The following is a 20,287-nucleotide window of genomic DNA, read 5'->3' on the forward strand; positions in this document are numbered from 1 at the left end:
GCGATCCTGTTGTGCACGGCGGCCAGCCGCTCGTAGGCCGAGCACAGCGCCTGCTCCCGCTCACCCCAGGAGCGGGCCGCCACCGCCCCGGCCAGCGCCTGACCGAGCTCGGCCGCACCCGGCAAGCGGGCCAGCGCGCTGCCCAGCCACTTGGCGTACGGCGGGTAGCGTCTGCGCTGCAGCAACGCCAGCCGCATCACCTGCCGCGCCAGGCCCGCCGCCAGCGCCGCCGAGCCGAGCTCGTCACCCACTTCGGCGCACCGGCCGGGGAAGGACTCCTCCGCGCTGATCCGCCGCCACTGGCAGGCCAGCACATACCGCCACACGTCGTCGGGATACCAGGCCAGCGCCTGCCGTACCGCGGCCAGCTCGCCCAGCCCGTCGTGGAAGACCTCCCCGCGCGTCACCTCGGCCAGCGCCTGCCACGGCGCCGACAGCCAGTCCAGCGTGCTCACCCGCCCGCGCGGATCGAAACCGAGCCTGCCTGCCAGCCACCCGCCCAGTTCGTGCACCCGCACCCCGTGGCGCAGCGACCCACTCTGGGCGAACACCGTCGGATACCCGCCGAAACGCGCCGGCAGGCCGGCCGCGACCTGCTCCTCCACCTCGCCGACCGCCTCCGGCGCCACGAACAGCAGCACACGCGGCCCCCAGTCGTGGTCGGCGCTGCGTTCGGTGTCGAAGGCCTGCACCTCCGACCCCGGCCCGATCAGCGCGGCGCTGTGCCGCACCCCGGCCGCCAGCGGCGCCACCACCTCGTTGTAGAAGGCGCGGCTCAACTCAATTCCAGGCACAAATCCAGACATCACTATGTCAACTGTGCCTGACGGCATCGGGAACCTCACCCGGTTTTCGCGGCGGTCCCGCCCGCAGGCCGGACCGCGGGCCGGACCGCCCCACCCGGCCGTTAGGCTGGCGTGCGGCCACCCCGAAACCCAGCGAAAGGGCTGTTCACCGTGCTGCGCCTGTTCCGTGCCGTCGCCATCGCCGAGGCCTTCTCCTGGATCGGCCTGCTGGCCGGCATGTACGTCAAGTACATCCTCCAGGCCGGCGAGGTCGGCGTGAAGGTGTTCGGCCCCATCCACGGCGGCCTGTTCGTCCTGTACGTGGCGGCCGTGCTGCTGGTCGCCCGCGAGCGGGGCTGGTCACGCGCCACCGTCGTGGTGGGCCTGATGTGCGCGGTGCCGCCGCTGGCCACGGTGTGGTTCGAACGCCGCCAGACGCGCCACGAACGCGCCCGGCAGACCACCACGCCCGCCACCGCGCACAACAGCACGAGCCAGGACGGCGGCGTTCAGGACACCACGCAGGCCGCCACCGCCCGCCGCCGGTAACCCAGCCCCGCATACAACCGCAACGCCGCCACGTTGTCGTCGTCGACCATCAACGCCGCCCTGCCGTGCGCGGCCACCAGACGGCCACTGACCCACCGGCACACCCGCCCGGCCAGCCCCGCACCCCGCCACGGCGCGGCAGTGGCCACCCCCGCCACGAAACCGACCGACGGCGCGCTCCACGCGTCGGCCGCCACCGCCGCCAGCCTGCCCTCCACCCGCACCCCCGCCCAGCGGGCCACACCCTGCCCACCGGGCACCGCATAGGAGTCGGGGGCATGCTCGGCCAGCAACCGGCCGATCTGCCCCTCGAAGCGACCCTCCAGCCACGACACCCCGTCACTGGGACCGATCGGCACCTGCTCCAGACTCATCCAGGAGAAGACCCCCACCCGCCCCAGCCCCGGCACCCGCTCCGCCACCTGCCGCATCAGGTCCGCCTCACCCAGCGGCCGGTAGGACGGCCCCAGCTCGGCCAGCGCGTGCCGCAGCACGGCGGCGGCATCAGCCGGATCCCCCCACACCGCCAGCCGGTCACGGCGGGAGATGCCCGGCGCCCCCGCCACCACCGCCCGGCCGCCCGCCCACGCCCGCCCACCACCCGCAAGGCCCTGAGCCGCCCACATCACCAGATCGTCATCGCCGCAGGCTGCCGCCAGCTCACCCGGCGTGGACAGCTCGCGGATCACAGGATGGCGCCCGGCACATACCCGGCGGCCCGCGGATAGCGCGCCACGACCTCGCCGACCAGCGCGCACACCCGCTGCACCTGGTCGCCGGCCGCGCCGGTGAAGGAGACCCGGTCAGCCAGCAACTCCTCCAGCCGCTCCCGATCCAGCGGGAAACGCTCATCGGCCGCCAGCCGCTCCAGCAGCCGGTTGGCCGACCCCTGCGAACGCATCTCCAGCGCCGAAGCCACCGCGTGCTCCTTGATCAGCTCGTGGGCCTGCTCACGGCCCACCCCCGCCCGCACCGCCGCCATCAGCATCTTCGTCGTGGCCAGGAACGGCAGATAACGGTCGAGCTCGGCCGAGATCACCGCAGGGAAAGCGCCGAACTCGGCCAGCACCGTCAGCATGGTCTCCATCAGCCCGTCGAAGGCGAAGAACGCATCCGGCAGCGCCACCCTGCGCACCACCGAGCACGACACGTCGCCCTCGTTCCACTGGTCACCGGCCAGCTCGGCCGTCATCGACGCATACCCGCGCAGGATCACCGTCAGCCCGTTGACCCGCTCACAGGAACGGGTGTTCATCTTGTGCGGCATCGCCGACGAGCCGACCTGACCCTCCTTGAACCCCTCGGTCACCAGCTCGTGCCCGGCCATCAACCTGATCGTCTTGGCCAGCGAGGACGGCGCCGCCGCCAGCTGCACCAGCGCACCGACCACCTCGAAGTCCAGCGACCGCGGATACACCTGCCCGACACTGGTCAAGCGCCGCTCGAAGCCCAGATGCGCGGCCACCCGCTCCTCCAGCTCCGCCAGCTTGCCGCGATCACCACCCAGCAGGTCGAGCATGTCCTGCGCGGTGCCCACCGGCCCCTTGATCCCCCGCAGCGGATAGCGGCCGATCAACTCCTCCAGCCGCGCGAAACCCACCAGCAGCTCGTCGGCCGCGCTCGCGAACCGCTTGCCCAGCGTGGTCGCCTGCGCCGCCACATTGTGGGAACGGCCCGCCATCACACTCGCCTCGTACTGCTCGGCCAGCGCCCCCAGCCGGGCCAGCAACGCCACGACCCGATCACGCACCAGCAGCAGACTGTCGCGGATCTGCAACTGCTCGACGTTCTCCGTCAGGTCACGCGAGGTCATCCCCTTGTGAACATGCTCATGCCCGGCCAGCGCGTTGAACTCCTCGATACGCGCCTTCACATCGTGCCTGCTGACACGCTCCCGCTCGGCGATGGAGGCCAGATCGACCTGCTCGACCACCTTCTCGTAGTCGTCGATCGCCTGCTGCGGCACCGCCACCCCCAGCTCGGCCTGCGCCTTCAACACCGCCAACCACAGCCGCCGCTCGGCGACCACCTTCGACTCGGGAGACCACAGGCGAGCCAGCTCGGCGGAGGCGTAGCGGGCGGCCAGAACGTTCGGGATGCGCGGCTTGGAAGTCACGTTGCCCCAGTGTATGGGGCCGCCCCGCCCCGCCCGGCAAGCGGGGGTGACGGGACGGCCCGGCGCCCTAGACCGGCGCGCCCACCTTCTCGGCGGCCGGCGCCGGCACGGCCCCGCCACGCCCGCCCCACCGCTCCTTGACCCGCTCCACCATCGTGTACAGCGTCGGCACCAGCACCAGCGTCAGCAGCGTCGAGGAGATCAACCCGCCGATCACCACGATCGCCAGCGGCTGCGAGATGAACCCGCCCGAGCCGGTCACCCCCAGCGCCATCGGCGTCAGCGCGCAGATCGTCGCCACCGCCGTCATCAGGATCGGCCGCAACCTGCGCCGGCCACCCTCGATGACCGCCTCCACCACACCCAGGCCCTGCTCCCGGTACTGGTTGATCAGGTCGATCAGCACGATCGCGTTGGTCACCACGATGCCGATCAGCATCAGCATGCCGATCAGCGCCGGCACACCCATCGGCGTACCCGTCACCAGCAGCAGCCCCAGCGCACCCGTCGCCGCGAACGGCACCGACACCAGCAGGATCAGCGGCTGCACGAAACTGCGGAACGTCGCCACCATGATCATGAAGACGATCGCGATCGCCGCCAGCATCGCCACCCCCAGATCGGCGAACGCGTCGGCCTGGTCAGCCGACACACCCCCGATGGTGAAAGCGGCACCCGCCGGCAGCACCAGCCCGTCCAGCTTCTTCGTCAGCGCCTGCGTCAACCTGCCCAGATCGCTGGCCGAAGCCTTGGCCGAAACCGTCGCCGACCGCTCACCGTCGATCCTGGAGATCTGCGTCGGCCCGTCCACCTGCGACACCGTCGCCACCTGCGACACCTTCACCGCGCCGACCTTGAGCTTCTCCACCTCCTCGACGTCCTCCGGCTCGTCGCCACCCCGCAGGATCAGGTCACTGTCGACACCGTCCAAGGTCAGCCGGCCCAGCGGCGCGCCACGGAAGGCCTGCGCCACCACCTGACCCACCTGCGCCTCGGTGACACCCTTGGCCGCCGCCTTCTTCCTGTCGACGACCACCTCGATCCGCGGCGCGCTCGACTCCAGATCCGAGGAGACGTCCCGCAACCCCTCCACCTGCCCGACAGCCGTGGCCACCTGCCCGGCCGCCGCACGCAACGTGGCGGTGTCCGGCGCCTGCACGATCACCTCGACCGAGTCCGAGCCGAACCCGGAGCCGCCCTGCCCGCCGACCGTCACCTCACCGACACCCGACAGGCTCTCCAGCTCCTGGCGCAGCCGCTCCTCCAGCGCCGGCGTGTCGCTGCCCTCGGCGACCGTCACCGAGAAGGAGGCACGGTCGGCACCGCCGCCCGCCCCGCCCCGCATCGCGTTGCCGCCACCCACGTTGACCTGGTACGACTGCACGCCGTCCAGATCCGCCAGCACCTTCTCCACCTTCTTGGCCGCCGCGTCCGTGGCAGCCAGATCCGTGCCGGCCGGCATCTTCTGGCTCAGCGAGATCGTGTCCTGACCGGAGGAGTCGATGAAGTTCGTCTCCAGCCTGCCGGCCAGCCCCATCGTGGCCGCGAACACCACCACCCCGATCAAGACCGTCACCAGCCGCCGGCGCGTGGCAAAGCGCAACACCGGCAGATACATCCGCTGCAACGGGCTGCGCAGCTCCTTGGCCTCAGCCGCCTCCCGCACCGCCCGCGCCTGCTCAGGCTCCAGCGCCGGAGCCTTCAGGAACCAGTAGGCCAGCACCGGGATCACCGTCAGCGACACCAGCAGCGAAGCCAGCAACGCCACCGTCACCGTCATCGCGAACGGCGCGAACAGCTCGCCCACCATGCCGCCCACGAACGCGATCGGCGCGAAGACCGCCACCGTCGTCAGCGTCGAGGCCGTCACCGCGCCCGACACCTCACGCACCGCCGCCGTCACCGCCGTGCGCTTCGGCTCGCCGTAGCCCAGATGCCGCTTGATGTTCTCCAAGACCACGATCGAGTCGTCGACCACCCGGCCCACCGCGATCGTCAGCGCGCCCAGCGTCAGCATGTTCAGCGAGTAGTCACCCGCCCACAACGCGATCAGCGCGATCACCACCGACAGCGGGATCGACACCGCCGTCACCAGCGTCGAACGCAACGACAGCAGGAACACCAGGATCACCAGGACGGCGAAAACCAGCCCCAGCAGCCCCTCGGTCGTCAGGTCCTCGATCGACCGCTCCACGTACGGCGCCTGATCGAAGATCACCGTCGCCTTGGCGCCCAGCGCCGCCTCCATCGCCGGCAGCTTCTCCCGCACGGCGTGCGAGATCGCCACCGCGTTGCCGTCCGGCGTCATCGTCACCGACACACCCAGGCTCGGCTCGCCGTTGGTGCGCGTCAGCGTCGTCGCCTCGCTCTTGCGCCGCTCGATGTCGGCCACATCGCCCAACCGGACCGGCTTGGGCGCCTTCGGCGCGGCCTGCACCGGCGCCTGCCCCGCACCGGGCGGCATCGCCCTGCCCGGCACCTGCCGCGCCTGCCCCTGCGCCTGAGCCGGGGCGGCGGCCTGCGGCGCCGCAGGCACCAGATACAGGTTCCCCAGCGCCTCGATCGACTCGATCCGCGAGCCCACCTGCACCGTCAGCGCCGTACCCGACTCCTTCAGCGTGCCGGCCGGCACCGGCGTCCCGTTGGCCTTCAGCACCTCCGGGATCTGCGCCGGCGACACACCCTTGTCGGCCATCTTGTCGGCGTCCGGCGTGATGACCACCGTCTCGCCCCTGGCGCCGGTGACCTCCGCCTCGCGCACCCCGTCGATGCCCTGCAGCTGCGGCACCAGCACGCGGTCCAGCTTGTCGGCCATCGCCCGCTCGTCGCCGCCGTCGCCCACCGCCAGCACCACGACCGGGATGTCGTCGGTGTTACCCGCCACCACCTGAGGATCGACACCATCGGGCAACTGCGCCCTGATCTTGCCGATCGCCGTCTGCATCGTGGCCACCGACTCCTCGATGTCGGTGCCGTAGGCGAAGGAGACCTGGACCTGCGCCAGCCCCTCCTTCGAGGTCGAGGTCATCTCCTCCAGGCCGTCGATCCCGGCGAAGGAGTCCTCGATCGGCTTGGTGACCTGATCCTCCACGATCTCCGGAGAAGCCCCCGGGTAGGACGCGACGACGAACGCGCCGGGAAACGACAGCGACGGCAGCAACTGCTGCTTCAGCTGCGGGATCGTGTAGGCGCCGAACGCGCTCAACACGATCGCCATCAATATGACCAGACTGCGGTTGGCAAGGCTCAACCGGGCCAGAGCTGTCATCCGCTCCTCACAGGGCAAACGGGACAAAGATTTCGGCCCAGACTAACACTTTGCCTCGCACGAATATTTAGCCACAGGCGTCTTTCCTGATAACCTTCTCAGGAAGCGAGAGGTGAGAGTGAACGACGAACGCGACAAGCTGATCCGACAGATCAGCGACACCCAGCGCGAGCTCGGCCGCGTCTTCGCGCAGGACCGATCCTCACCCCTGTTCAGCTCCAACCTCACCATGAGCCAGCTCAAGGTCATCATCCTGCTGGCCTACACCGGCTCCGCCTCAGGCCAGGAACTCGCCACCAACCTCGGCGTCGGCCTGGCCACTGTCACCGGCATCGTCGACCGCCTCATCGGCCACGGCCTGGTCACCCGCCACGAAGACCCCCACGACCGCCGCGTCCGCCGCGTCGAACTCACCGACGCCGGCCGCACCCTCATCGAACAACTCAACGACGCCGGCCTGCGCCACTACCGCCGCATCATGCAACGCCTCGACCTCGACACCCTGCGCACCCTCGCCGACATCACCGCCAAGATCGCCGACATCGCCCGCGACCTCCCCTGGCACGACGACGACCAGCACGTCCCCACTCAAGGCGAACCCGGCCGCACCGCCGCCAGATAACCCAGCAACGCATCCCGGTTACGCGCCAGACAGTCGATCCGCGCCTGGATCCGCGCCACCTCCCCCCGCAACAACCCCTCCAGCTCCGGCGTCAGACACGCCGGATGCACATGGATCCCCTCAGGCCCCTCCAGGAACGGCAGAATCCGCCGGATGATCTCCGTCGTCAACCCCGCATCCAGCAACCCCCTGATCTGCTGCACCCGAGACACCGCCGCCTCGCCATAACACCGGTAACCGTTGTCCGAACGCAACGCCCCCAACAGACCCTGCTCCTCGTAATAGCGCAGCATCCGCGACGGCACCCCCGTACGCCGCGACAACTCACCGATCCGCACCACCACACCCCCTTGCCTTCACACTGATGTGAAGGTCCAAGCATGGCCGCATGCCCGCCCGAACACCACTCGGCGCACTACCGGCCCTGTTCAGCGCCGCCTTCACCGCCGTCATGACCGAACTGCTGCCCGCAGGCCTGCTCCCCCACATCAGCCACGACCTCCACACCAGCCCCGCCGCCACCGGCCACCTCGTCACCGGCTACGCCATCACCTCCTGCGCCGCCGCCATCCCCATCACCGCCGCCCTGCGCTCCCTGCCCCGACGCCCCGTCCTGCTCACCACCCTCGCCGGATTCGCCGCCTGCAACCTCATCACCGCCCTGTCCGACACCTACGCCCTCACCTTCGCCGCCCGCCTGCTCGCCGGCGCCCTCGGCGGCACCCTGTGGGCCATGCTCGTCGGCTACGCCACCCGCATCGTCGCCCCCACCCACCGCGGCCGCGCCATCGCCATCGTCTCCGCCGGCATCACCATCGCCCTGTGCGCCGGCATCCCCGCCGGAACCGCCCTGGCCGACCTGTACGGCTGGCGCGCCACCTTCGCCGCCCTGGCCGTACTCTCACTCCTGATCACCGCCTGGACCCGCTGGCAGGTCCCACCCCTGCCCGGCGACCAGACCACCTCCCACCGCCCCTCCCTCCGCCAGGTCAGCCACCTGCCCGGCATCAGACGCGTCCTCACCCTCACCGCCGTCGTCCTGCTCGGCCACCAGACCATGTACACCTACATCGCCCCCTACACCCAGCACACCGGCGGCCGCACCGACCTGACCCTGCTCGTCTTCGGCCTGGCCACCGTCGCCGGCATCCTCATCACCGGCGCCCTCGTCGACCACCACCCGCGCGCCGCCCTCACCACCGCCCTCGTCCTGCTCACCGCAGCCATGCTCACCCTCGCCCTCACCCCCGCCGCCGTCCTGATCGCCGCCGCCGTCTGGGGAACCGCCTTCGGCGCCGCACCCACCCTCCTGCAGGCAGCACTCGTCAGCGCCTCAGGACCCCGGCACGCCGACCTCGCCACCGCCATGCAGACCACCGTCTACAACCTCGGCATCGCCGCCGGCTCCCTGACCGGCGGCCTCGTCCTCGACCACGCCGGACCCGCCGCGCTCCCGTGGGCCGCACTCGCCATCCTCGCCCTCACCTGGCGCATCCTGCCCACCGTCACCTACACCCGCTCCCCAGCCGCGACGACGTGACCACAGCCACCCCCGCCGCGACGCCGGCCTCCCCCTGACCACCACGGCGCGGCACCTGCTTGTTGAAGGCGGTCTTCAGTCCTTGAATGAGGGGCGGCCAGCGGCCGCCCCGTTCAGCGCCTTTACAAAGTAGATTCCAAGCGGGCGAGAACGGCCGGCAGGCGCTCCTGGTAGACCACCGTCAGCCGCCTGGTCGCCCTCGTCATCGCCACGTACAGGTCCCGCGCCGACTGGGCGAGGATCCCCTCCGGGTCGACCACCACCACGGCGTCGAACTCCAGCCCCTTGGCCTGCGTGACCGTCAGCACCGCCACCGGCGCCTCCAGGTCGTCGCCGCCCGGCAGCAGCGCCGCCACCCGCGAGTGGACCCCGTCGGAGGTGACCACCCCGACCCGGCCCTCGCCGATCCGGCCGCGCTCCCGCTCGGCCAGCGCCGGCACCTCACCCAGCCCCGCCCGTACGGCAAGCGGCCGGTCCCCGCCCCGCCGTACCGACTCCGGCGGCCGCAACGCCGGATCGACGGCGCGCAGCACGTCGGCCGCCACCTCCATGATCTCCACCGGGGTCCGGTAGTTGACCAGCAGCCGCTCCTCCCGCCACCGCCCCGCCAGGTAGGGATCGAGCACCTCGGCCCACGAGCGCGCCCCCGCCGCCGAACCGGTCTGCGCCACATCGCCCACCACGGTCAGCGACAGGGCCGGCACCCTGCGCATGACCATCCGCCAGGCCATCGGCGACAGCTCCTGCGCCTCGTCGACGATCACATGCCCGTAGGCCCACGTGCGGTCGGCGGCCGCCCTGTCGGCCGTCGTCAGCGCGTCGCCACCGTCGTCGTGCCGCTCGGCCAGCGCCGCCGCCTCCATCAGCTCCGCCTCGGCCAGGCCGGTCGACACCAGCACCTCCCGGGCGTACCGCTCGGCCTCCCTGCGCGCCTGTTCAGCCTGCCGCGCCGCCTGCCTGGCCGGCGAGTCGTCCTCGCCCAGCAGCTCGGCCGCCTCGTCGAGAAGCGGCACGTCACCGACCGTCCACGGGGCGTCCACCGGCCGAGCCAGCACCGCCCAGTCGAGCCCGGCGGCGGCCGAGGCCAGCCGCTCCGGCGACGACAGCAGCTCGCTCACCAGCCGCTGCGGCGTCAGCTCCGGCCACAGCTCCTCCAGCGCGTCCCGCACCTGCGGGAAGGACCACAGCCGTGCGGCCTCGTAGGCCAGGTCCTGCTCGGTGTAGGGCTCCTGCGGGGCGGGCAGCTCCCGCTCCAGCTCGGCCACCACCTCGGCCGGCAGGAAGTTCTCCAGCGCCAGCGACCTCTCCACGCCCTCCAGCAGGTCGCGCGCCAGCTCCCGCAGCAGTTCGGTGACCAGCAGCTTGCGCGCCATGTTGTGCGGCAGCCGTACGGCTCGCGCCCGGTCCCTGACGCGCGCGCACGTCTCGTGGCCGACCCGCAGCGGCGTGCCGTCCACCTCCACCTCGAGGTCGCCGTCGGGAACCCGCTGCCGATCCCGTACGGCCGCCGCCACCACCGCCGCCATCCGCGGATCGCCCTTGACCACGGCCACCCGCGGCGGGTCCTCGGCCACGGCCCGCACGCCGGGAAACAGCTCCCCCACCGTGGACATCACCACCTGCGTCTCGCCCAGAGCGGGCAGCACGTGCTCGATGTAGCGCAGGAACATGCTGTTGGGCCCGACGATGAGCACACCGCGCCGCTCCAGCGTCTCGCGGTGGGCGTACAGCAGGTAGGCGGCCCGGTGCAGCGCCGCCACGGTCTTGCCGGTGCCCGGCCCGCCCTGCACCACCAGCGCGCCCTGCAGCCCCGAGCGGATCACCCTGTCCTGCTCGGTCTGGATGGTGGCCACCACGTCGCCCATCCGCCCGGTACGGCCGCGCCGCAGCGCCGCCAGGAGCGCCGCCTCGCCCACCAGCGTGCGCCGCTCGCCGTCGCTCATCCGTTCCAGGTCGAACACCTCGTCATCCAGGCCGACGACGGTGCGTCCCTTCAGGTGCAGGTGGCGTCTGCGCACCAGGGCGCCGGGCGCGCCGGGGGTGGCCACGTAGAAGGGCCGGGCGGCCGGGGCCCGCCAGTCGATCAGCACCGACTCGTGCTCCTCGTCGCGCAGCCCGATCCGGCCGATGTAGGTGGTGGCGCCGTCGCGGTCGTCGATCCTGCCGAAGCACAGCCCCCGCTCCACGGCGGTCAGCTGCGCCAGGCGGCGCGCCTGCTCGGCGGCGGCGACCTCACGCTCGACCCGGCCCTGCACGTTGGCCACCGCGCCGCCGCCGCCGAGCACCTCGCGCAGGACGCGCCCGGCCCGGGCCTTGGCGGCGTCGAGCCAGCCGTAGAGCATGGTGACGCGGGACTGCTCGGCGCTGATGGCTTCAGCCAAGCCCTCTTGACGAATCGACATACGACTGTTAACCTCCTCGTAGAGAGGTTTAGCAGCCTCATTTTGGCGTGCCTAAGTGACGCAGCTTACCGCGCACTGGGGCCGCCGTCACACCGATCCGCCTTCCACCCCGCGATCCGGTCACCTGTTCACGGCCGGGCCCGGCACCGTGTCACCCCTCGGTGTCACCCCTCGGCGTCACCCCTCGGCCGGACCGCGCAGCACCTCGATGACGCTGGCGAAGCTGTCGGAGCCGTGCCCCGCCGCCCCGGCCCGCACCATCGTGGCCTTCAACAGCTCGGGCAGCGCGTTGTCGACACCCCGCTCCGCGGCCGCGTGGATCAGGTGGTCGATCGCGGCGATCTGCACGTCCACCGTGGCGTCGTCACCCGGGTAACGACCGGCGTCCACCTGGGCCGCGTACGTCGCGACGAAACCCGCCACCGCCGTCAGCCAGCGGATCGCGACCGGCGTGAAGGCGGTGGCCGCGATCTTGTCCGCGCCGACCATCGCCGTGCCGTGCAACCAGCCGGTCATCGTCGCCCACATCAACCCGAGCAGCGCCGCGTCGTACAGCGAGGCCATGCCGGGGTCGTCGCCCAGACGCACGGGGTCGCCCAGCGCCGACAGCACCTCACGGCGAGCCTCGAACACCTCCCGCGAACCGCTGTAGAGGAACATCATCTCCTGGCTGCCGACCCCCGGCGGCGTCGTCATGATGGCGCCGTCCAGGTAGCCCACGCCGTGCGCGAGCGCCCACGCCGCCATCTGCCTGGCCTGCTCGGGAGAACCGGAGGTGAGGTTGACCAGCTCCCTGCCCGCCAGCGACCCGGTGACCGGCTCGAGCACCTCCAGCAGCGCGCCGTAGTCCAGGACGCACGCGATCACCACGTCGCCGGCCTCGACCGCCTCCCGCGGCGTGGCCGCCGCCCGTGCGCCCCGCGCCACCAGCGCCTCGGCCCTGCCGGCCGAACGGTTCCACACCGTCGTCTCCACACCCTTGTCCAGCAGGGCGCCGGCCAGCGCCGACCCCATCGAACCCAGCCCGAGCACGGTCACTCTCATGTCACAACTCCTTGTTTCGTGTGCCGGACCACGTTCGCAGGCACGCGCCGGACCACGACAGTGACACCCATGACGGCGACCACCAAATTCCTGCCATACGCTGAGGCCATGAGCGCCGGATCCGTCGCCGTGGTCGTCACCGACGACATCGCCGTCCCGTCCTGGGACCTGTACGAGCTGAGCATCCCGTGCACCGTCTTCGGCAAGCCGCAGCCCGACCTGGCCGACCCGTGGTACGAGCTGCGCCTGTGCGGGACGGGCGGCACCCCCGGCGCGGGCCCCGAGGGCGCAGCCGTACCGGGACTGGCCCTGCGCACCCCCTACGGGCTCGACGACCTCGCCGGCGCCGACACCGTCATCGTCCCCTCGGTGCCCGACGCCTGCGTCGAGGACGGCGCGCCGCTGCCGCCCGCGCTCATCACCGCCCTGCGCCGCGCCTACGACGCCGGCGCCCGCATGGTGTCGCTGTGCACCGGCGCGTTCGCCCTGGCCGAGGCCGGGCTGCTCGACGGGCGCCGAGCCACCGCCCATTGGATGCACACCGCCCAGCTCGCCCAGCGCTACCCGAAGGTCCAGGTCGACGACTCGGTGCTGTACGTCGACGACGGTGACGTGCTGACCAGCGCCGGGCTGACCGCCGGACTCGACCTGTGCCTGCACCTGATCCGGCGCGATCTGGGCGCGCACGTGGCCAACCAGCTCGCCCGGCGCATGGTCGTGCCCGCCCACCGGCCCGGCGGCCAGGCCCAGTTCATCGACCTGTCGGTGCCCGACTCCGACGACGGCGGCATGGCGCCGGTCCTGGAATGGGCGCGCGCCCGGCTCGACCAGCCGCTGACCGTCGAGGACCTCGCGCGCCGGGCCGCGATGAGCCCCCGCACCCTCTACCGCCGCCTGCAGGCCGCCACCGGCATGACGCCGCTGCAGTGGCTGCTCAACCAGCGCCTGGGCCGGGCCCAGAGCCTGCTGGAGTCGACCGACCTGCCGGTCGAGAAGGTCGGCGAGCTGAGCGGCCTGGGCACGGCCAACAACCTGCGCCACCACTTCCTCAAGCACGTGGGGGTCTCGCCGAGCGACTACCGGCGCGCCTTTCCCCGCACCTCGTAGTCGTCATCCAGGCCGCCGACCTCGACGCGGCGCTCGAATGGGGCCGCAAGGCCGGCCTGGCCACCAGGCTGCCGATCGAGGTCCGTCCGCTGCACGACTGACATGTCCTTCGTGGAAGGCGTCTTCCGCCAGGAGTACGGCCGCGCCGTCGCCGTCCTGGTCCGCCACTTCGGCGACATCGACCTCGCCGAGGAGGCGGTCCAGGACGCCTTCGCCGAGGCGGTCCGCCGCTGGCCGGCGGCGGGCCCGCCGCCGAGCCCGGCCGGATGGATCATCACCACCGCCCGCAACCGCGCCATCGACCGCCTGCGCCGCGAGGCCTCCCGCCAGGACCGTCACGCCCAGGCCGCGCTGCTGCGCGCCTCCGACGAGCCCACGGAGGAAGGGCCCGTGCACGACGACCGGCTGCACCTCATCTTCACCTGCTGCCATCCCGCCCTCGCGCCCGCCGCCCGGGTGGCGCTCACGCTGCGGCTGCTGGGCGGCCTCACCACCGCCGAGATCGCCCACGCCTTCCTGGTGCCCGAGGCGACCATGGCCCAGCGGCTGGTGCGCGCCAAGGGCAAGATCCGCGACGCGCGCATCCCCTACCGGGTGCCGCGCGAGGCCGACCTGCCCGACCGGCTGCGCGCGGTCCTGGCCGTCATCTACCTGATCTTCAACGAGGGCTACGCCGCCAGCGCGGGCGCGCGCCTGCAACGCGAGGACCTGTGCGCCGAGGCGATCCGGCTGGGCCGGCTGCTGGCCGAGCTCATGCCCGACGAGGACGAGGTGTGGGGGCTGCTGGCGCTGATGCTGCTGCTGCACGCGCGCCGCGCCGCCCGCGCCGACGCCCAGGGCCGGCTGGTACGGCTGGCCGAGCAGGACCGCTCGCTGTGGGAGCGCGACCTCATCGCCGAGGGCCAGGCGATCGTGCGCGCGTGCCTGCGCCGCGACCGGCCGGGCCCCTACCAGATCCAGGCGGCGATCAACGCCGTGCACAGCGACGGTCCGGCCACCGACTGGCGGCAGGTCCTGGCGCTGTACGACCAGCTGCTGGCGATCGCGCCGAGCCCCGTCGTGGCGCTCAACCGGGCGGTGGCGGTGGCCGAGGTCAGCGGCCCGGCCGCGGCGCTGGAACTGGTCGGCGAGCTGGATCTGGGCTCCTACCACCTGTTCCACGCCATCCGCGCCGACCTGCTGCGGCGGCTGGGCCGGACGGCCGAGGCCGGAGCGGCCTACGCGGCGGCGATCGACCTGGCGGGCAACGACGCCGAACGGGCCTTCCTGCGGGAGCAGGCCGGCAGGCTTTGACAACAAATATTGTCGGTGGGAGAGTGGGGGCGTCTTCTTGCCGCGCGGAGGACGGGCCGTCCACGCGGGCGCCGCCCAGCACACCCAGGAGTCCTGAGATGTCACACGAGTTCGAGCTGCAGCACGAGCTCTCCCTGGCCGCGACCCCCGAACAGGTCTGGGAGGCCATCGCCACCGGACCCGGCATCGACTCCTGGTTCATGGGCCGCAACCAGGTGGACAACGGCGTCATGCGCACCGCCTTCGGCGACTACAACCCCGCCAACCCCATCACCGCCTGGGAACCGGGCAAGCGCCTGGCCAGCAAGGCGCCCACCGCCGACGACGGCCGCTTCATCGCCTACGAGTTCCTCATCGAGGGCCGTTCCGAGAGCAGCACGGTCGTCCGCATCGTCACCAGCGGCTTCCTTCCCGGCGACGACTGGGAGAACGAGTTCGAGGCCATGCGCACCGGCCTGGCCCTCTTCTACGCCACCCTTGCCGAGTACCTCACGCACTTCACCGGGCGCACCGCCGTACCCGTCACCGCCTTCGGCACGGGCGGCTACGCCGCCCTCGTCGACCGCCTCGGCGACCCCGCCACCGGGGACACCGTCACCATCACCCCGCCCGGGCAGCGGCCCGCCCGCGGGGTCGTCTACCACACCAGCGCCCAGACGCTCGGCATCCGCACCGCCGACGCGATGTACCGCTTCGTCAACGGCTTCGGCGGTGGCGTCGTCGCCCAGCATCACCTGTTCGCCCCCGGCACGGACCCCGACGAGGCCGACCGCGCCTGGACCGCGTGGCTGGCCGAACACGCCTCCTGACGACCGGCCGGTGCCGGACACCGCCCCCAGGCGTCCGGCACCGTCACCCGGCACCCTCCCGGAATCACCCGGCACCGTCATCACCCCGGCACCCTCACCCGACACCGTCGGCGGCGGCGGCGGCGGTGACGACGACACCCCCGGCGACAGGCCGAAGCCGTCAGCCGAGAGCGTCGAGCAGCTCGCGCTCGCGCTGGGCGCTGAGGCCGGCCCGCCGCACCCGGTCCAGGCCCTGCTCGCGCTCCCAGACCAGCGTGTCGGCCAGCAGGTCCGCCCGGGGCCGATGACGCAGCCCCGCGGCGCCCGCCGCCGAACCGCTACGGGCCGACCATCCTTCCCAGCCGGGCTCGACCAGCCACATCGGCAGCGACTCGGGCCCCATGTACTGGGCCACGCCGTTCTCGACCAGCCAGGCCGGGTCGGCGGCCACCACCGGACCGGTGTGGCCGCCGGCAGCGCGGCACAGCTCGATCCACTCGGCGAACGGAACGGTCGGCCCCACGGCGTTGAAGGTGCCGACGATCCCCTTCTCCGCGGCGTCGAGCAGCCAGGCGGCCAGGTCCCGCACGTCAACCGTCTGCGTCGGCTGGACCGGCGAGTCGGGGACCAGCATCGGCCCGTGCGGATCGCGCGCGGCACGGGCCACCCAGTAGCCGGTGCGCCCGGTGTGATCGCCAGGTCCGCCGATGAGGCCGGCACGCGCGATGAGCAGGCGGTCGCCCACCACCCCCGCCGACGCCTGCTCGCAGGCGACCTTCGCCTCGCCGTACAGCGCGCGGTCGACCTCACGCCGGTCCGTCGGAGCAAGGAGGTCCGCCGACTCGTCGGCGCCCGGCGTGGCATGAGCGGCGTAGGCGTTGACGGAGGAGACATAGCTCCAGTGCCCGGCCCGGCCACCCAGCGCCTCCAGCGCCTCACGCACGAAGCCAGGCTGCCAGGAGACTTCCATCACCGCGTCCCACGTGCGGTCGAGCAACGGCTCGTACGCCGCGGGATCCCGCCGGTCGGCGGCCACCAGCCGCGCCCCGTCGGCGACCTGCCCGCTTTCGCCGCGAGCCAGGCACGTCACGCGATGGCCCCGCGCGACCGCCTGCCGCGACAGCTCCCGGCCCACCCATGCCGTCCCACCCAGAATCAAGATCTCCATGGTGACACCCAAGCACCGCGCCCTCCGGGCACCGGGCGGGGTTCGCTGCAGGCGCACGCGCTTCGCCGAGAGCGGATGGCGCCCACCGCCATGGACGCCGCCCCGCCCAGGACAGCCGGCGCGGCATCGCGCCGCAGGTGAGGACTAGCGACCTGCGCCGCCCCGCACCCGCCGCCCCGAGTTCGAGCCGGCGCGCCAGGGCTTGCCGTGGGCGGCGGCGCAGATCGGGCAGTGCTCCGCCGAGGTGTGGACGGTCGCCGCGGCTCGCTCCTCGGGGGCGTCCTACGCGGCCCGCTCCTCGATGACCATCTGCGGCCTGCCGGTGACCAGCAGCCACGCCGGCAGCAGCGCCAGGCACAGCACCGGCAGCAGTTGCAGCTCCGCCACGACGGTCGCCGCCATGAACAGGCTCAGCCACCCCTGCTGGGTGACGGCCAGCACCACGCCCAGCAGCCCGGAGGCGATCGCCAGGCTCACCGGGACGGCCGGCACCAGCGCGTTGGCCAGCAGACCGAGAGCCACCCCGGCGAACACCGCCGGGAAGATCCGGCCGCCGATGAACCCCGCCGTGGCGGCCAGCAGCAGCGCGGCCAGCTTCACCACCACGATGAGGGCCAGCCCCGCGGCGGTGTAGGCGGCCGCTTGGGCGGTGAGCTCCTTCATCTCCTCCACGCCCCGGAACAGCGTGATGCGGCCCCCGACGACGCCGAGCACGCCGAGCAGCGCGCCGGCGAGCGTCAGCCGTACGACGGGGTGCCTGATCCGGTGCACCAGCCGGTGCGTGTGCGGGAAGGCCAGGACGACGGCCAGCCCGAGCACTGCCCCGACCGAGGCGATCACGGCGGCGGCCAGCAGGTCACCGGCGTGCGGCGAGTACGGCGGCACCTGCACCGACAGGACCGGGGCGGCGAGCATGACGGTGGTGATCGACCCGGCCCCCGCCGCGATCAGCGGGGCGAACAGCCGGTCCCACAGCGGCGTCGGCCGGCCGCCCAGGGTCAGCTCCGACAGGATCAGCGCGGCGGCGACCGGCGTGCCGAACAGCGCGCCGATCGTGCCGGCGGCCGCCAGACCGAGCCAGGTCTGCGCCACGATGCCGGGCAGCAGCCGGCCGCCGATCGCCACGGCCAGGGCGATGTTGGCCGCGGTGACCGGGTTCTCCGGGCCGAGGCTGACGCCGCCGGCCATCGACAGGATGACCCCCACCAGCATGCCCGGGATGACCTTGACCGGCAGCGGCGGCCCGAGCAGGCCTTCGGTCGCCGGATCAGGCCCCGTGGGGATCTTCCACACCACCAGGCCCACCATGAGCCCGGTGAACGTCAGGACGGCCATGGTCCACCACCAGGAGGCGCCGTCCACTTCCAGAGCCGACGGCAGGTGATGCCACAGCGCCTGCTGCAGCAGGTGCTCCACGGCCGTGACGGCCAGCAGGATAGCGCTGCACACCACCCCCACGACCAGGGCGGGCAGCGCCAGCCGCGCCAGCGCCCAGGCCTGGCCGCGCGCCGAGGGCATCGCGGCCGCGCCGGCGGAGTCCTCGGCGCGATCGCCCTGCTCGCCTCCGGAGCCGCCGCACCGCGTCATGAGTGGGAGGGTTCCCGGGCCGGGTCAGGCGCTCGCAAAGGGAGGTGACGACTTGGCTATGCAAACAAGTCGTTCACAACGATTTGTTGACATCGAATCGTGTCTTCGGCATCCTGATCACCATGTCAACTGATTCCGGCCAGGCCGCCGACCCGTTCACTCCCCCGCGCCCCGAGCAGGCGCGCGCACACCGCGTCTACGCCTCCCTGCACCGCATCGCCGAACGGCACGCCACCACCGACGCCCAGCGCGGCCGCCAGGTCCACCCCTCGGCCGTCGGCCCGCACGAAGCCGTCAGGCTCGTCTCCTTCCTGCTCAGCGGGGCCGCACAGCTCGACGACGGCGAGCCCGAGGTGGACCATGCGGACATCACCGCCGCCCTCACCCTCATCCCGCTGGCGCGCGGGGAGATGGACGAACTGGAGGCCGGGCTGCTGCAGATGGCGCGCGGACGCGGCATGACCTGGCCGGAGATCGCCTTCGGCCTCGGGCTCGGCACCCCCCAGGCCGCCAGGCAGCGCTACGAGCGGCTGGTCGAGCGCACCACCGCCGACGACCCCGCCTGACGGCGTTCCTGTGGGCGCTGGAGTCCCTTGTCACGGGACACGCCCACGGGGGGACGCGCCGGCCGACCGGCGGCCGACCGGGTGCTACCGTGTCGCCTCGTGTCCGACTACCTGCGCGAGCTCTTCTCCCTCCACGGCCGAACAGCCCTGGTCACCGGCGGCAGCTCCGGCATCGGCTACGCCGTCGCCGAAGCCCTCGGCCGCGCGGGCGCCGAGGTCACCATCGTCGCCCGCAGGGAACACGAGCTGCGCCGGGCGACCGCCGCACTCCACGACCACGGCGTCAAGGCCTCGTGGATCAGCGCCGACCTCGGCCTGCGCGCCGACGTCGACCGCGTGTGCGCGCAGGCGGGCGCCATCGACATCCTGGTCAACGACGCGGCCAACAACATCCGCAAGCCCATGGCCGAGCTCACCGACGCCGACTACGAGCAGACCATCGCCGTCAACCTCACCGCCCCCTACCTGCTGGGCCAGCACTTCTCCCGGCACATGGTCGAGCAGGGCTGGGGCCGGATCATCAACATCGGCTCCCAGCAGACGATCAGCGCCTTCGGCGACAGCGGCGTCTACGGCGTCGCCAAGGCGGGCATCGCCGGCCTGACCCGCTCCCAGGCCGAGGCGTGGTCACGGTACGGCGTGCGGGTGAACACGATCATCCCGGGGTTCGTGCTCACCCCGCTCACCGAGCCCGCCCAGGCGATCCCCGGACGGACAGAGGAGCTCGCCGCCCGCCACATGGCCGGCCGCAACGGCGTGCCCGCCGACTTCGCGGGCGCGGCCGTCTTCCTGGCCGGCGACGCCGTCGGCTTCGTCACCGGCCAGAGCCTCTACGTCGACGGCGGTTTCTCCGTGCACTGACCCGAGCCGGGGTCACCGTCCCGACGCCTTTACAAAGTAGATTCGCTACTGGCGTTTCACCTGCCGGACGCCGCGGCCCTCGTGCCACATGTCGATCACCAGCTGATCGCCCTCCACCCTGGTCCACACCACCTCCGTCACCTCGACCCGGAACAGGTGCGGCCCCTCACCCGGCATCTCGAACCCGGCCACCACCTCGGGATCGGTGACCTCGGCCGCCCTGCCCGACAGCTTCGCGTCACCGGCCCAGGCGGACGGATCCGCCTCCTCCTGCGGCGACGGACACGCGTGCAGCGCCAACCGCGGATCGCGCCGCAGGTCGAGCGCCTTCATCGCGCCCGGCATCGACCCCAGCCACAGCTCCCCGTCCCTGAAGTCGACCTCCGTGCCGCTGATGCGCGGCGAGCCGTCCTTCCTGATGGTGGCCAGCGTCTTGTGCTTGTGGGCGTCGAACAGCGCCCGCACCGTGGCCGCCAGACCGGGCGCCTGTCTCTCGAATTCCTGCCACGAACTCATGCCGACCATCGTGCACCCCGCCGCCGACAGTTCGGGGCGGCCTGCGCCCGGCGCGCGGAACCCCGGCCCGCATCG

18 protein-coding genes are annotated in these 20,287 nt (G+C 72.4%); 8 read left to right on the forward strand and 10 right to left on the reverse strand.

Annotated elements, in window-relative coordinates; all coding sequences use genetic code 11:
* Nucleotides 1-779: DUF4037 domain-containing protein (locus ABZX22_RS40845; protein ID WP_354921173.1), on the reverse strand; the 779-nt coding region annotated here is incomplete at its 3' end.
* A 177-nt stretch (nt 780-956) separates the two neighbouring features.
* Between ABZX22_RS40845 and ABZX22_RS40850 the strand changes: the two genes are divergently transcribed.
* Nucleotides 957-1,334 carry a DUF3817 domain-containing protein gene (locus ABZX22_RS40850; RefSeq protein WP_354921176.1) on the forward strand — a complete coding sequence of 126 codons (378 nt, stop codon included), beginning with the start codon at nt 957-959 and terminating at the stop codon, nt 1,332-1,334.
* Here the strand turns inward: ABZX22_RS40850 and ABZX22_RS40855 are convergent.
* The 3 genes from ABZX22_RS40855 to ABZX22_RS40865 all read right to left on the reverse strand — a co-directional run bounded on the left by ABZX22_RS40855 (nt 1,295) and on the right by ABZX22_RS40865 (nt 6,718).
* The gene (locus ABZX22_RS40855) at nt 1,295-2,023 is read right to left on the reverse strand and encodes a GNAT family N-acetyltransferase (protein WP_354921180.1); all 729 of its coding nucleotides are present in this window, start codon (nt 2,021-2,023) and stop codon (nt 1,295-1,297) included. The genes ABZX22_RS40850 and ABZX22_RS40855 overlap by 40 nt on opposite strands.
* On the reverse strand, nt 2,020-3,450 hold the full coding sequence (gene purB / locus ABZX22_RS40860; protein WP_354921183.1) for an adenylosuccinate lyase: 1,431 nt from the start codon (nt 3,448-3,450) through the stop codon (nt 2,020-2,022). The genes ABZX22_RS40855 and purB overlap by 4 nt, the downstream gene beginning before the upstream one ends.
* Before the next feature lie 67 nt (nt 3,451-3,517).
* The gene (locus ABZX22_RS40865) at nt 3,518-6,718 is read right to left on the reverse strand and encodes an efflux RND transporter permease subunit (protein ID WP_354921186.1); all 3,201 of its coding nucleotides are present in this window, start codon (nt 6,716-6,718) and stop codon (nt 3,518-3,520) included.
* 112 nt (nt 6,719-6,830) lie between these two features.
* Here ABZX22_RS40865 and ABZX22_RS40870 point away from each other — a divergent pair, with 112 nt between their 5' ends.
* The gene (locus tag ABZX22_RS40870) at nt 6,831-7,340 is read left to right on the forward strand and encodes a MarR family transcriptional regulator (protein WP_354921189.1); all 510 of its coding nucleotides are present in this window, start codon (nt 6,831-6,833) and stop codon (nt 7,338-7,340) included.
* Here the strand turns inward: ABZX22_RS40870 and ABZX22_RS40875 are convergent.
* Entirely contained in the window at nt 7,307-7,684 is a 378-nt protein-coding gene (locus ABZX22_RS40875) for a MerR family transcriptional regulator (protein WP_354921192.1), read from the reverse strand. The two genes, ABZX22_RS40870 and ABZX22_RS40875, sit on opposite strands and share 34 nt — an antisense overlap.
* A gap of 44 nt (nt 7,685-7,728) precedes the next feature.
* Between ABZX22_RS40875 and ABZX22_RS40880 the strand changes: the two genes are divergently transcribed.
* Nucleotides 7,729-8,880 (forward strand): MFS transporter, encoded by a 1,152-nt coding sequence (locus tag ABZX22_RS40880; RefSeq protein WP_354921195.1) that lies wholly within the window; start codon nt 7,729-7,731, stop codon nt 8,878-8,880.
* A 122-nt stretch (nt 8,881-9,002) separates the two neighbouring features.
* Here the strand turns inward: ABZX22_RS40880 and ABZX22_RS40885 are convergent, their stop codons facing one another.
* Together ABZX22_RS40885 and ABZX22_RS40890 are read right to left on the reverse strand one after the other, a co-directional pair.
* Nucleotides 9,003-11,282, reverse strand: a complete 2,280-nt coding sequence (locus ABZX22_RS40885; RefSeq protein ID WP_354921198.1) for an ATP-binding domain-containing protein — start codon at nt 11,280-11,282, stop codon at nt 9,003-9,005.
* A 177-nt stretch (nt 11,283-11,459) separates the two neighbouring features.
* Nucleotides 11,460-12,326: an NAD(P)-binding domain-containing protein gene (locus ABZX22_RS40890; protein ID WP_354921201.1), complete on the reverse strand. Its 867-nt coding sequence runs from the start codon at nt 12,324-12,326 to the stop codon at nt 11,460-11,462.
* A gap of 108 nt (nt 12,327-12,434) precedes the next feature.
* On the opposite strand from ABZX22_RS40890, the gene ABZX22_RS40895 reads away from it, so the two are divergent.
* The 3 genes from ABZX22_RS40895 (at nt 12,435) to ABZX22_RS40905 (ending at nt 15,535) form a co-directional block, all read left to right on the forward strand.
* A complete protein-coding gene (locus ABZX22_RS40895; RefSeq protein ID WP_354921204.1) occupies nt 12,435-13,433 on the forward strand; it encodes a helix-turn-helix domain-containing protein in 999 nt (332 codons plus the stop codon).
* A 102-nt stretch (nt 13,434-13,535) separates the two neighbouring features.
* The gene (locus ABZX22_RS40900) at nt 13,536-14,726 is read left to right on the forward strand and encodes a sigma-70 family RNA polymerase sigma factor (protein ID WP_354921206.1); all 1,191 of its coding nucleotides are present in this window, start codon (nt 13,536-13,538) and stop codon (nt 14,724-14,726) included.
* 98 nt (nt 14,727-14,824) lie between these two features.
* Nucleotides 14,825-15,535, forward strand: coding sequence for an SRPBCC domain-containing protein (locus ABZX22_RS40905; protein ID WP_354921209.1), 711 nt, complete (start codon nt 14,825-14,827; stop codon nt 15,533-15,535).
* Nucleotides 15,536-15,695: 160 nt separating this feature from the next.
* Here ABZX22_RS40905 and ABZX22_RS40910 read toward each other — a convergent pair whose 3' ends face one another.
* Nucleotides 15,696-16,682 carry an NAD-dependent epimerase/dehydratase family protein gene (locus ABZX22_RS40910; protein WP_354921212.1) on the reverse strand — a complete coding sequence of 329 codons (987 nt, stop codon included), beginning with the start codon at nt 16,680-16,682 and terminating at the stop codon, nt 15,696-15,698.
* 282 nt (nt 16,683-16,964) lie between these two features.
* The gene (locus ABZX22_RS40915) at nt 16,965-18,269 is read right to left on the reverse strand and encodes an ion channel protein (RefSeq protein ID WP_354921215.1); all 1,305 of its coding nucleotides are present in this window, start codon (nt 18,267-18,269) and stop codon (nt 16,965-16,967) included.
* Between the two features lie 122 nt (nt 18,270-18,391).
* On the opposite strand from ABZX22_RS40915, the gene ABZX22_RS40920 reads away from it, so the two are divergent.
* The gene (locus ABZX22_RS40920) at nt 18,392-18,835 is read left to right on the forward strand and encodes a DNA-binding protein (protein WP_354921218.1); all 444 of its coding nucleotides are present in this window, start codon (nt 18,392-18,394) and stop codon (nt 18,833-18,835) included.
* 99 nt (nt 18,836-18,934) lie between these two features.
* A complete protein-coding gene (locus ABZX22_RS40925) occupies nt 18,935-19,696 on the forward strand; it encodes an SDR family oxidoreductase (RefSeq protein WP_354921221.1) in 762 nt (253 codons plus the stop codon).
* 45 nt (nt 19,697-19,741) lie between these two features.
* On the opposite strand, the gene ABZX22_RS40930 is transcribed toward ABZX22_RS40925, so the two are convergent.
* Nucleotides 19,742-20,212 (reverse strand): pyridoxamine 5'-phosphate oxidase family protein, encoded by a 471-nt coding sequence (locus ABZX22_RS40930; protein ID WP_354921224.1) that lies wholly within the window; start codon nt 20,210-20,212, stop codon nt 19,742-19,744.
* Nucleotides 20,213-20,287 lie beyond the last annotated feature (75 nt).

The sequence above is a fragment of the Nonomuraea sp. NPDC003804 genome (assembly GCF_040610675.1).
In the GTDB taxonomy this organism is placed as follows: Bacteria; Actinomycetota; Actinomycetes; order Streptosporangiales; family Streptosporangiaceae; genus Nonomuraea.

Bases quoted from the DNA above. Each gene is read 5' to 3' on its own strand.
- ABZX22_RS40880 (WP_354921195.1), top strand. From the start codon at position 7,729: ATGCCCGCCCGAACACCACTCGGCGCACTACCGGCCCTGTTCAGCGCC.
- ABZX22_RS40885 (WP_354921198.1), bottom strand. From the start codon at position 11,282: ATGTCGATTCGTCAAGAGGGCTTGGCTGAAGCCATCAGCGCCGAGCAG.
- ABZX22_RS40905 (WP_354921209.1), top strand. From the start codon at position 14,825: ATGTCACACGAGTTCGAGCTGCAGCACGAGCTCTCCCTGGCCGCGACC.
- ABZX22_RS40890 (WP_354921201.1), bottom strand. From the start codon at position 12,326: ATGAGAGTGACCGTGCTCGGGCTGGGTTCGATGGGGTCGGCGCTGGCC.
- ABZX22_RS40930 (WP_354921224.1), bottom strand. From the start codon at position 20,212: ATGAGTTCGTGGCAGGAATTCGAGAGACAGGCGCCCGGTCTGGCGGCC.
- ABZX22_RS40865 (WP_354921186.1), bottom strand. From the start codon at position 6,718: ATGACAGCTCTGGCCCGGTTGAGCCTTGCCAACCGCAGTCTGGTCATA.
- ABZX22_RS40895 (WP_354921204.1), top strand. From the start codon at position 12,435: ATGAGCGCCGGATCCGTCGCCGTGGTCGTCACCGACGACATCGCCGTC.
- ABZX22_RS40900 (WP_354921206.1), top strand. From the start codon at position 13,536: ATGTCCTTCGTGGAAGGCGTCTTCCGCCAGGAGTACGGCCGCGCCGTC.
- ABZX22_RS40910 (WP_354921212.1), bottom strand. From the start codon at position 16,682: ATGGAGATCTTGATTCTGGGTGGGACGGCATGGGTGGGCCGGGAGCTG.
- ABZX22_RS40915 (WP_354921215.1), bottom strand. From the start codon at position 18,269: ATGACGCGGTGCGGCGGCTCCGGAGGCGAGCAGGGCGATCGCGCCGAG.
- ABZX22_RS40920 (WP_354921218.1), top strand. From the start codon at position 18,392: ATGTCAACTGATTCCGGCCAGGCCGCCGACCCGTTCACTCCCCCGCGC.